Below are 11,722 nucleotides of genomic sequence, written 5' to 3' on the forward strand. Positions count from 1 at the left end.
CCCCTCAGGTGGGTGCTACTTGATCTTGGCGGAACGGTTGCCCGAGGTGCGGGTCACCTGGACGACGGAGGGGCGGGGTGCCGCCACCTTGTCGCCCACCTGGACGGGGCCGCCGGCCGAGAGCTGGTCCGGCCACAGCGAGGTGTGTGCGCCCCACCTGCCGTCCTCACCCGGATGCTGCACGGCGACGAAGACCGAGTCGTCGCGGTCATGGATGACCGGGCCGCAGGTCTCGGAGGCCGACGGCACGGCGAGGAACTGCTCGACGCGGCCGCGGTTCGGGCCGTCGACGGTGACCTTGTGCAGGGCATCGCAGAGGCCCAACGTGCCGGGCTGACCGTCGGTGGAGATCCAGAGGTTGCCCAGGGAGTCGAAGGCGATGTTGTCGGGGCACGAGATCGGCGACACCTTGTCGGCCGGGTAGCCCGAGAAGTAGGTGCGGGTCGAGGTGCGGGGGTCACCGCAGAGCATCAGGATGTTCCAGCTGAACTTCTCGGCAGCGTGGTCGTTGCCGTCCTCGACCATCTCGACGATGTGGCCGTCGCGGTTCGCGGTCAGCGGGTTGGCCTCGTCGACGGCGGTGCGGCGCGAGTTGTTGGTGAGCGCCAGGTAGACCTTGCCGGAAACAGGGTTGGTCTCCAGGTCCTCGGGCCGGTCCATCTTGGTGGCGCCGACGCGGTCCGCGGCGAGGCGGGTGAAGACGAGCACCTGCTCCGTGGTCATACCGGGCACCAGCGACTCGGAGCCGCGTACCAGCGGGACCCACTCGCCGTAGCCGTCGAAGGCGCCGTCGGCCGGGAGGTCGCCGTCGCCGGTGATCTCCGCCTCGGGCGAGTTGCCGTGGTAGCGCGCCACGTAGAGCGTGCCATCCTCGAGAAGGCGCATGTTGTGTTGCTTGTCGCCCTCGACGAAGGTGCGCGACGACACGAACTTGTAGACGTAGTCGTGGCGCTCGTCGTCGCCGGAGTAGACGACGGCCTGGCCCGACGGCGCGATGACGCAGGTGCCGGCCTCATGCTTGAGGCGGCCCAGCGCGGTGTGCTTGACCGGGGTGGAGGTGGGATCCTCCGGGTCGATCTCGACGATCCAGCCGAAGCGGTTGCCCTCGTTCGCGTACTCCTCGTTGCGGAGGTCGAAGCGGGGGTAGACCGTCTCCCAGCCGCGGCCGGTGGCGCCCGAGCCGATGCCGTAGCGCGCGTGCTCGGCCGAGCCGTTGCCGCGGAAGTACTGGTTGAAGTTCTCCTCGCCGGAGAGGACGGTGCCCCACGGGGTCGTGCCGCCGGCGCAGTTGTTGAGGGTGCCCTCGACGAGGGTGCCGGTGGGGTCGTCGGCGGTCTTCAGCAAGTCTGAGCCGGCGGCGGGGCCGGAGACCGAGAACGGCGTGAAGCCGGTGATGCGCCGGTTGCGGCGGCCGGCTCGCACGTACGTCCAGGGCTGACCCTGCTTGTCGCGCTGCAGGTCGACCACCGAGAATCCGTGGGCGGCCAGGGCGATATCGACGACCTCCTTGGCGTTTCCGAGGCGGAAGGCGTCGGAGAACATGATGCCTTCGTTGGTGTACTCGTGGTTGCACACGAGGTAGCCCGAACGGTCGTTGCCGCCGTCAGAGATGACGTTGAGGTAGTCGCAGTTGTAGCCGAACTGCTGGGCCTGCGCGACGCTGGTCTGGTTCTCGATGTCGAAATCCGGGGCGTCGGCGAAGATCGGGTCGCCCCACCGGATGATCGGGTCCCAGCGGTAGCCGCGGGGCACAGTGACGGTGTCCACAGAGCGCGGCACCGGGGCGATGGCCTCGAAGGGGAGCTTCCCGCCGCCCTGCGGAAGGACGCCGTTGTCCGCGGCGGCGGTACCGGCGGTGACGTGCGACACGACGAGGGCGCCGGTGATGCCTGCGGCGCCGCCCAGTGCGGCACGGCGGGAGAACACGGCCGAGACGATGTCGCGGAACGACTCGTTCCCAGTGGTGTTCGGCTCGGGGTGCGAACAGGCGTTGCCGCACTTCAGTTCGCAGGTGATGGGCGAGCGGTTGCCGCGGGTGTGGCCGAGCATGGGAAGTAGACGCTTCATTCGAAACCCCTTGGGTGGTAGGCGATCGGGCACAGCTATCCCATCGGACCAGATGGGCAGAATCCGGTCGTCCAGGTGACCGATGGGTGAACAGTTGTGGACGACCGAGACGTCCGGCCGTCCGCGGGCAGCCACCGTCGGCAGCGGGGCAGTCTGGACCGGTGGAGTGCGTGGTGATAAAGGAAACGATGGGCCAGTCGGTAGGCTGCGGGCATGCACATCGACGCGTTCCGCGAACTTGCGCTGGACCGCTCCCCAGGCGCCGCGCCCCTGCCCGTGCAGGTGGCGGCCGGCATCCGCGACTTCGTCGCCCTTGGCTCCCTGCTCCCGGGCGAGGCGGTGCCGTCGACGCGCGCGGCCGCCGTCGCCCTGGGCGTCTCGCGCGGCACCGTGGCGGCTGCCTACGATCAACTCGTCGCCGAGGAATACCTCGTGGCCCGCGACCGTTCCGGCACCGTCGTCAACCCGGACCTGCGCTCGGTTTCGGCCCCCACCGTGAGCAACTGGATGGGGTCGTCGCCCCGACACGCGGGAAAACGGGCCGCGATCAACCGTGACCCCATCCACTTGCTCACGGCCTCCGACGGCGGGGCCTGGCCCGACGACGCGGCCTGGCGCAGCGCTTGGCGGCGGGCAGTGACGGACGAGCCGGTCCCCGCGCTGGCCGAGGCGGTGGCCGAACACCTGCGCCACATGCGCGGGGTGGTGGTGGAGGCGGACCGCATCACGGTGACCTCCGGTGCGCGCTCCGGGCTGTCGTTGCTGCTCGCCGTGGCGGCGCGACGGGCGGGCAGGCGCCCGAGGGTCGCCGTCGAATCCCCCGGCTTCCCGGGTCTGCGGCGGCTGCTGGAACATTCGGACGTGGACACCGCGGCGCTGCCCGTCGGCGCGGCGGGCCCGCACCTGGAGGCACTGAGCCGCGCCCACCGCCGCTCCCCCATCGACCTGGCCATCGTCACACCCAATCACCAGTACCCCGACGGCGGCGCGCTGTCCGCACGCCACCGGCAGGCCATGATCACCTGGGCGCGCGACGAGGGCGTGGTGTTGGTGGAGGACGACTTCGACTCCGAACGCCGCCACCTGGGCCCGCCGCTGCCCACGCTGTGGAGCCTGGACCCCACCGTCGTGGCCCACTTGGGCACGTTCGCGGCGGTCATCGGGCGGGGAGTGGGCACCGGCTACCTGCTGGCCCCGCCGTCGTGGCATGCCGAGATCGTCGGCGCGGCCGACGCGACGGGCGCCGCTCCCCCGCTGTTGCTGCAACGCGCCGTCGCCGCCTACCTGGCCGACGGCGGCCTACGCCGGCGGCTGGCCCGGGCCCGCCGTCGCGCCTCCTCGACGGACCGCGAACTCACGTTCCGCTGAAGGCCGCGCTCAGTCGACGATCTGGAACTGGACGCCCTGATCGTCCTCCACGGTGGCCACCCGCCCGTTGGGAGACTCCATCGGCCCGTCGACGAGCCGCCCGCCCAGTTCCTGGATCCTGCCGATCGCCTCGTCGGTATCCGCCACCGAGAAATAGACGCGCCAATAGGACACGGGCACCTTGGAGGGGATGAACTCCGAGGCGTCGCACAGGCCGGCCACCGCGTCGTCGCCCTGCCCGTTGGTGGAGTACCGCCACTCCATCCCCTGGTCACCCACGGGCTGCACGTCCCACTGGAAGACGTCGCGGTAGAACGTCAGGGCCTCGTCGTAGTTGCCGGTCATGAGTTCGAACCAGACGGGGGCGCCCGGCTTGTCCTTCGCCTGGATGGCCACGGTGTCGCTCTGCCAGGCACCGAGGGCGGCCCCGGTGGAGTCGCTGAGGAACGCCATCGTGCCCTGCCCGGGGATCTCCATGGGCTCGACGTGGATCTCGCCGCCCGCCTGCCTGGCCCGCTCCGTCATGGCGCGGATGTCGTCTGAGCGGAGGTAGACGCACCAGGTGGGGATGCCCATGTCGGGCTGCTGCACCATGGCGCCGCCGACGACCTCGTCACCGCGCATGATCATGTGGTAATTGCCGTACTCCTCGCCGGAGTTGTCGAACCGCCAGCCGAACAGGCTGCCGTAGAAGGCCTGCGCCTTGGGGAGGTCCTGCGCGTAGAGCTCGACCCAGATGGGCGCGCCCTTGAGAGTGGTGTCGGTCATCGTTGGCCCTTCTCATCGTGAGCCCGGTGGCTCACTGAGCAGCCTAAGCCGACGGGTGGGGCAGGTCCATAGCCTTCGTCACCCGGCTGGTGCGTGCCGTTCGATGAGGATGCGGCGGCCCTCGAACGCCCTGCTCAGCGTTGCCTGGTCCGCGTATTCCAGGTCTCCGCCGACGGGCAGGCCGGACGCCGGCCTGGTCACGCGGACACCGAAATCATTGAGCATGCGGCTCAGGTACGACGCGGTGGCCTCACCCTGGGTGTCGGGATCCGTGGCGAGGATGACCTCCTGCACCTCGCCGTCGGCGAGGCGCTGGAACAACTCGCGGGTGTGGAGGTCTGCCGGGCCGCGGCCCTCGATGGGCGAGATGGATCCGCCCAGCACGTGGTAGAGCCCCCGGAACTCGTTGGTGCGCTCGATGGCCACCACGTCCTTGGATTCCTCCACGACGCACAACTGCGAGCGGTCGCGCCGGGGATCGCGGCAGATGCGGCAGCGCTCCTCCTGCGAAACGTTGAAACACACCTCGCAGAAGCGGGCGAGCTGCTTGACCCTCCGGAGCGTGTCGGCAAGCGCGTAGACGTCCTCCTCAGGTGCATCGAGGAGGTGGAACGCGATGCGCTGCGCGCTGCGCGGACCGATGCCCGGCAGCCGGCTCAGCTCATCGATCAGTTCCTGGATTGCGCCTTCGTACACTCAGCCCCCGAAGCCCGGCATGCCGGGCATGGTGGGGAGTTCGGGAAGCGTGGCGGCCGTGGCGGCGTCCACCTCTGCCCTGGCGGAGCGGAACGCGGCCACGATGAGGGCCTGCAGCGTCTCGATGTCGTCGGGATCCACCGCGGCGGGCTGGATCTCGACCTCCTGCATGTCGCCCTTGCCGCTCAGGGTGACGCTGACGAGCCCGCCGCCGGCGGTGCCGGTGAACGACTGGTTGCCCAGTTCCTCCTGCGCCGCCTGCAGGTCTGTCTGCAGCTTCTGCGCCTGCTGCATCAGCGCGTTGATGTCAAAGTCACCAAACATGTGTCACTCCTGAGTGGGGGTCGGTTACAAGCATAGAAGCCCTGCCGGATGGCCGGGATCAGTCGTCGTCGGCATCCCGCACCGAGATGACCTCGGCGCCGAACGCAGTGCTGAGCAGTTCCTCAGCGTTGTGGCCCGCGTCGAGCACCGCGTCGTCCGCCGACACCTGCTCCGACGGCGGGGGCGGCTCCATGCGGTCGCGCTCCTGCGGCTCCGGGTGCGGATCAGGCTCCACCGGGGCGACGGGTGCGCCCTGGGGCCGCTGCGCCGGGCGGGCATCCTGCTCGCCGCTGGCCAGCACCGACTGGATGCGCAGCTCGACGCCGATCACCTCGATGAGCGCGTCCGCCAGCACATCGGCGCTGCCGCCGGAACCGAAGTTCTCCCGGGGGCCGGGCGCATCGAAGCCGAGCACGAGGGCGCCGTCGGTGATGTCGACCACCTGGGCGTGGTTGCTGAGCAGCATGAACGTGAACCGACGGCGGCGCTTGACCTCGTCGAGCACGTTGGGCCAGACCCGCCGCAGCTCGGCAGCGGTGAGTTGTCCCTGGGAAGCGGGGCGCCGCTGCTGCACGGCAGGCTCCGGGGCGGCCTCCGGCTGCGGGGCGGGCCGCTGCTCAGGAGCCGGGCGCTGCTCGGGGGCCGGGCGCTGCTCGGGGGCCGGGCGCTGCTCGGGGGCCGGGCGCTGCTCGGCCGCGGGACGTTGGGCTGGAGCGGGACGTTGGGCGGGCTGCTCGGGCGTGGGCCGCTGCTGTTCAGAGACCGCCGCGTCCTCGGCGGGTGCGGGCGCCGGTGCTGGGCGCTGCCGCTCATGCTCCGCCGCGCGCGGCCGCTCGGGCTGGCGCGGGCGGGCCGCACCGGTGTCCTGCCAGTCTTCGACGGGGGCTGCCTCGCCGCTGCCCATCATTCCGACGCGGCGCTCGAGCCTGTCCATCCGGGCGTGCAGGCCGCGTTCGTCGGCGTCCGCACCGGGCAGCAGGACGCGGGCGCACATCAACTCCAAGTGGAGCCGGGGCGCCGTCGTGCCGCGCATCTCCGTGAGGCCGGTGGCGATCACTTCTGCGGCGCGCGTCAGCTCGCCCGAGCCCATCCCCGCCACCTGCGTGGCGAGGCGCTGCGCCTGATCTGCCGCCACTTCGAGCAGGCCGTTGGTGGCGGCCTCCGGCACGGCGGCGAGGATCACCAGGTCACGGAGCCGGCGCAGCAGGTCTTCGGCGAAGCGCCGGGGGTCCTGGCCCACCTCGATGACCTTGTCGATGGTGTGGAAGACACCTGCGGAATCGCCGGCGGCGAAGGCGTCCATGATGTCGTCGAGCAGCGCATCCGGCGTGTAGCCCAGGAGCGCGGCGGCCTGCGAGTAGCTGACGCCCTCCTCGTTGGCCCCGCCGAGCAACTGGTCCAGCACCGACAGCGAATCGCGTACCGAACCGGCGCCTGCGCGCACCACGAGCGGGAGCGCGGTGCGGTCCACCGCCACGCCCTCGGCGTCACAGATGCTGGCCAGGTAGTCACTCAGCACCTTCGGCGGCACCAGCCGGAACGGGTAGTGGTGCGTGCGGGAGCGGATGGTGCCGATGACCTTCTCCGGCTCCGTCGTGGCGAAGATGAACTTGGCGTGCGGCGGCGGCTCCTCCACGAGCTTGAGCAGCGCGTTGAAGCCCGCCGTCGTGACCATGTGGGCCTCGTCGACGATGTAGATCTTGTAGCGGCTGGCCACAGGCGCGAAGTAGGCGCGCTCGCGCAGGTCACGTGCGTCGTCGACGCCACCGTGCGAGGCCGCGTCGATCTCGATCACGTCGATGGACCCGGGGCCACCCCGGGCGAGGTCCACGCAGGACCGGCAGATCCCGCACGGGGTGTCCGTGGGGCCCTCCACGCAGTTGAGGCAGCGCGCCAGGATGCGCGCCGAGGTGGTCTTGCCGCAGCCTCGGGGGCCGGAGAACAGGTAGGCGTGGTTGACGCGGTTGTTCTTCAGGGCGCGTTGCAGGGGGACGGTGACGTGCTCCTGGCCGATCACGTCAGCGAACGAATCCGGACGGTAGCGGCGGTAGAGCGCCAGCGGCGCCGCGGGAGCCTCGATGCGCGGGCTGTGGTCGAGCTTCGACGGCGGCACGTGCGTCACGGCCGGCAGCTCAGGCTCCTCGTCCGGCTCCACCTCCGCGAAGAGGCTGGGGCCCGTCTGCTCAGGGATGGCACCGGGCGCCGGCTCATCGTCGAACAGGCTGGGCCCGTCCATGGGCTCGAAGCCGGGACCCTCATCAGCGATGGGGGCGTACTCGTCTTCTTCGATGTACTCGTCGTCCACGATTCCCACCCTATTGCAGCCTCCGGACATTCACCGGGCAAAGAAAAAGGGCCCCTCGCGCACCCGGAAGAGCTCACTTACCCTTGCTGCCTTCCGACCCTGGGGGAGTTGGGCGAGTTACCGCCGCGCGAGGAACCTTGGATCACTCTACCCCATCCTGATCGGCGCTTCACTTCGGCGGTTTCCCCCGAATCCAGATGTGGGGCGGTCCGGTGCCCCGAATCTGGATTTGGGGCCTTCCCCGCGCGGCGGCCCGACGCCCCGGATCTGGATTCGGGCCGGTCCGGTGCCCCGAATCTGGATTTGGGGTCTTTCCGGCGGCGGTGGCAGGGTGGCGGGATGGTCAGCAGTCTCGATCCCGCGCTCGCCGAAGTGTGGCGCGGCCCGTACCTCGAAGCGATCCACCACGGGGCGGTCGCCATCACCGGCCCCGACGGCGTGCGCCTCGCGCTGGGGGACGCCTCCACCCCGTTCCTCGCCCGCTCAGCGATCAAACCCATCCAAGCCGTGGCCATGCTGCGCCACGGGCTCGACGTCGAAGGCTCCGAGCTCGCGCTCGCGGGCGCCTCGCATGACGGCGAGCCCATCCATGTCGACGGCGCCCACCGCGTCCTCGAGGGCGCCGGCCTCTCCCCCGCGCACCTGCAGACCACGCTCGCCTTCCCCTCCCGCGTCCCCCTCGACGCCTGGCTCGCACAGGGCAGGGGCGCGGAGGCGATCGCCCACAACTGCTCCGGGAAACACTCGGCCATGTTGCGCACCTGCGTGCGCGCCGGCTGGCCCACCGACACGTACCGGAACCCGGACCATCCCCTCCAGGTGGCCATCCGCGAGGAGTTGGCGGTCCAGACCGGTGCGCCGGTGGGCGACCCCGTCGTCGACGGTTGCGGCGCCCCCGCCTTCCCCACCAGCCTCACCGGGCTGGCGCGCGCCTTCGGGAAGCTCGCCGGCGCGACGGATGGCCCCGAGCGGCGGCTGGCAGACGCTTTCCGCGCCCACCCCGAGTTCGCGTCGGGCACCCGGCGCGACGAGGTCGTCTACCACCGTGAGGTCCCCGGCCTCATCTGCAAGGCCGGCGCAGAGGGCACCCTGGCGCTCGGCCTGCCCGACGGCACGGGAATCGCCATCAAGATCACCGACGGTCGCCACCGCGGCACCGTGCCCGTGGCGGTCGCGGTCCTGAAGGCGCTCGGCCACACGACGGCGGCCCTCGAAGCGCTCGACCCCGAGCCCGTGCTGGGCCACGGCGACAAGGTGGGCCACCTCGCGCCGTCGCAGCAGTTGCTGGCAGCGCTGGCGGAACTCGACGCCTGACCCGGTGCGGCGCCGGAGGCACCTGGCACTTAAGATTCTCCCCGGCCCCCTGTCACCTAGCCCCCGAAGGCTGCCCATGAACGCCGTCGTGCTGTCCGTCCTCGTGATGCTGATCCTGTCGGTACTGCGCGTCCATGTGGTCCTGGCGCTGTTCCTCGGCGCACTCATCGGCGGCCTGACCGCCGGGTTGGGCCTCGAGGCGACGATGGTGGCCTTCCAGGACGGCCTCGCCGGCGGCGCGAAGATCGCGCTGAGCTACGCGCTGCTGGGCGCGTTCGCCATGGCCGTGGCGCACTCCGGCCTGCCACAGCTGCTCGCGAACTGGTTCATCGCCAAGCTCGACAGCGCCGACATGTCCACCTCACAGAAGGTGGTTGCCTGGGCAAAGTGGGGCATGCTCACCGGCGTGCTGGCGATGGCGGTCATGAGCCAGAACCTGATCCCCGTGCACATCGCGTTCATCCCGCTGCTGATCCCCCCGCTCCTGGTGGTCATGAACCGGCTGCGGCTCGACCGCCGCGCCATGGCGTGCGTGCTGACGTTCGGTCTGGTCACCACCTACATGTTCCTGCCCATCGGCTTCGGCAAGATCTTCCTGTACGACATCCTCTACGGCAACATCAACAAGTCCGGCCTCGACGTGAGCGACGTGCCGGTCATGCAGGCCATGTGGATCCCGGCGCTCGGCATGGTCATCGGCCTGGCCCTCGCCGTCGGCGTCACCTACCGCAGGCCGCGGGCCTACGACACGACCGCCGTCGTGGACGTGGAGGCGCCGAAGGTGATCGACAAGAAGAAGGTCTTCATCGCGCTGGTGGCGATCGTCGCCTGCTTCGCCATCCAGACCTGGCTGACGCTGATCGACTCGGCCGCGGACTCGCTGCTCGTTGGGGCGCTGGTGGGTCTCTGCATCTTCGTGGTCACCGGCGCCGTGAAGTTCACCGACGCCGAGCATGTGTTCACCGGAGGCATGAAGATGATGGCTCTCATCGGTTTCATCATGATCTCGGCGCAGGGCTTCGCGGCCGTCATGCAGGCCACGGGCGAGATCGGCCCGCTCGTCGAGGGCACCTCGGAGCTCTTCGGCGACAACCGCGGCATGGCCGCGTTCGCCATGCTGTTCGTCGGCCTGCTCGTGACCATGGGCATCGGCAGCTCGTTCTCGACGCTGCCCATCATCGCCGCCATCTATGTGCCGCTCTGCCTGGCGTTGGGCTTCTCACCGCTGGCGACCGTCTCGATCATCGGCACCGCTGGCGCCCTCGGAGACGCCGGCTCGCCCGCGTCGGACTCGACGCTGGGCCCCACGGCCGGCCTCAACGCCGACGGCCAGCACGACCACATCCGCGACACCGTCATCCCCACCTTCCTGCACTTCAACCTGCCACTCCTGGCCGCCGGCTGGGTCGCGGCGATGGTGCTCTGACGCTCGGGCGGAAAATCCTCCGCCGGCTCTGCAACCTTCTGGCCGGCCACCGCGTAGTAGTCGATGAAAGCCCTGGCCGCCCGGGGTTAGGAAATGACCGCGGCGCCGTTTACGATTGGCAACGATGTTTGCCTGGGAGGAAGCTCGAAATGCGTAAGAAGCTGTTGGGGGTCGCAGTCGCTGCCTTGGCGATGACACTGGTCGCACCGTTCGCGACCGCTGAAGAAATCAACCCCACCCCGCCGGGGGAACTGCCACCGCTGGCGGCCTCCCCCACACCCACACCCACACCCACACCCACCCCGACGCCGACGCCCGCGGTGCAGCCGAAGCTGACACCCGAGCAGGCCGTCTACGTCACCCCGGGCTACCACCTGGTGGCCGGCCGCTACTGGTACACCCAGTGCGAGATGTACTCCTCGACGACAGTGCGGTGCCGCACCAGCATCTACGCCTCCACGGTCTTCCAGAAGGACGGCCAGTGGTTCACGCAGAACGCGTGGGTGTTCAACAACCTGACGTACCTGCCGTCGCCGCGCTCCGTGTGGGCCAACAACCCGTTGGGCAGCACCGGCGAGTGGACCGCCACGGACGGCCGCAAGTGGCGCTCCGAGTGCGACACCGCAGCCACCGGCCGCGGTGCCTGCCGCAGCTACGCCGTCGCCACCACCGCGTCGGTGGCCACCGGCCAGGTGACGCAGAAGACAGACTGGGTGTTCAACGGCATCGTCAAGTTCGACAGCCAGTACAGCCCGTGGGTCAAGAGCATCCCCGCCAGCAACCCGCGCCCGGCCGGCGTGCCGTACCCCACCGCCCCGGTGCCCGTCGTCACGCAGCCGCTCGTGCAGTCCGGCTTCCGGCTGGACCAGCGCTGCATGACCGGCCGCGCGTTCTGCGTCTCGAAGGACCAGAACAAGATGGCCTGGGTGATCAACGGCAAGGTGCAGACCATCGTCGACGTGCGCTTCGGCAGGACCGCCACTCCCACCCGCAACGGCGCCTTCAAGATCGGCTGGAAGTCGCGTGACCACTTCTCCAGCATCTACAAGGTGGACATGCCGTTCGCGCTCTTCTTCGACGGCGGCATCGCCATCCACTACTCCGCCAACTTCGCCCGCGTGGGCTACAGCGGCGGCTCCGGTGGGTGCGTCAACGTGCGTGACTACGCTCAAATGGAGCGCTTCTTCAACATCGCCCGCGTGGGCGACAAGGTGATCGTCTACAACTGATCCACCCTCCCCCAGGCACTTCGACGGCGCGCCCACCCGGGCGCGCCGTCGCTGCTTTCCGGCCGGATTTGAGGCTGGGCGCGCAACTCCGGTAAGTTTCTCCCTGGAGGATTCGCCTAGAGGCCTATGGCGCTCGCTTGGAAAGCGGGTTGGGTTAACGCCCTCACGAGTTCGAATCTCGTATCCTCCGCCATCAGACCCCCGTCCGGGCTTCCCGGGCGGGGG

General features: G+C 69.9%; 9 protein-coding genes, 1 tRNA gene and 1 other RNA gene. 5 read left to right on the top strand and 6 right to left on the bottom strand.

Features of this window, described 5'->3' with window-relative positions; translation table 11 throughout:
* Positions 1-15: 15 nt before the first annotated feature.
* Positions 16-2,067 carry a PhoX family protein gene (locus ACZK4S_RS02855; RefSeq protein ID WP_463643291.1) on the bottom strand — a complete coding sequence of 684 codons (2,052 nt, stop codon included), beginning with the start codon at positions 2,065-2,067 and terminating at the stop codon, positions 16-18.
* A 213-nt stretch (positions 2,068-2,280) separates the two neighbouring features.
* On the opposite strand from ACZK4S_RS02855, the gene ACZK4S_RS02860 reads away from it, so the two are divergent.
* Positions 2,281-3,435: an aminotransferase-like domain-containing protein gene (locus ACZK4S_RS02860; protein ID WP_463643292.1), complete on the top strand. Its 1,155-nt coding sequence runs from the start codon at positions 2,281-2,283 to the stop codon at positions 3,433-3,435.
* 9 nt (positions 3,436-3,444) lie between these two features.
* Here the strand turns inward: ACZK4S_RS02860 and ACZK4S_RS02865 are convergent, their stop codons facing one another.
* From ACZK4S_RS02865 to ffs, 5 genes are all read right to left on the bottom strand, one after another.
* Positions 3,445-4,203 (bottom strand): VOC family protein, encoded by a 759-nt coding sequence (locus ACZK4S_RS02865; protein WP_463643293.1) that lies wholly within the window; start codon positions 4,201-4,203, stop codon positions 3,445-3,447.
* A 78-nt stretch (positions 4,204-4,281) separates the two neighbouring features.
* Complete coding sequence (gene recR, locus ACZK4S_RS02870) at positions 4,282-4,899, bottom strand: recombination mediator RecR (protein ID WP_076062914.1); 618 nt, start codon at positions 4,897-4,899, stop codon at positions 4,282-4,284.
* Positions 4,900-5,223, bottom strand: coding sequence for a YbaB/EbfC family nucleoid-associated protein (locus tag ACZK4S_RS02875; protein ID WP_076062911.1), 324 nt, complete (start codon positions 5,221-5,223; stop codon positions 4,900-4,902).
* Positions 5,224-5,281: 58 nt separating this feature from the next.
* Entirely contained in the window at positions 5,282-7,459 is a 2,178-nt protein-coding gene (locus tag ACZK4S_RS02880) for a DNA polymerase III subunit gamma and tau (RefSeq protein ID WP_463643415.1), read from the bottom strand.
* A 112-nt stretch (positions 7,460-7,571) separates the two neighbouring features.
* Positions 7,572-7,668: signal recognition particle sRNA small type (ffs, locus tag ACZK4S_RS02885), an RNA gene on the bottom strand.
* Positions 7,669-7,867: 199 nt separating this feature from the next.
* On the opposite strand from ffs, the gene ACZK4S_RS02890 reads away from it, so the two are divergent.
* The 4 genes from ACZK4S_RS02890 (at position 7,868) to ACZK4S_RS02905 (ending at position 11,690) form a co-directional block, all read left to right on the top strand.
* The gene (locus ACZK4S_RS02890) at positions 7,868-8,842 is read left to right on the top strand and encodes an asparaginase (RefSeq protein WP_463643294.1); all 975 of its coding nucleotides are present in this window, start codon (positions 7,868-7,870) and stop codon (positions 8,840-8,842) included.
* A 76-nt stretch (positions 8,843-8,918) separates the two neighbouring features.
* Entirely contained in the window at positions 8,919-10,268 is a 1,350-nt protein-coding gene (locus ACZK4S_RS02895; RefSeq protein ID WP_463643295.1) for a Na+/H+ antiporter family protein, read from the top strand.
* A gap of 149 nt (positions 10,269-10,417) precedes the next feature.
* On the top strand, positions 10,418-11,497 hold the full coding sequence (locus ACZK4S_RS02900; RefSeq protein WP_463643296.1) for a L,D-transpeptidase: 1,080 nt from the start codon (positions 10,418-10,420) through the stop codon (positions 11,495-11,497).
* Between the two features lie 105 nt (positions 11,498-11,602).
* Positions 11,603-11,690 (top strand) — tRNA-Ser (locus ACZK4S_RS02905).
* The last annotated feature ends 32 nt before the right edge of the window (positions 11,691-11,722 follow it).

The organism is Tessaracoccus zhenghani (genome assembly GCF_055326325.1).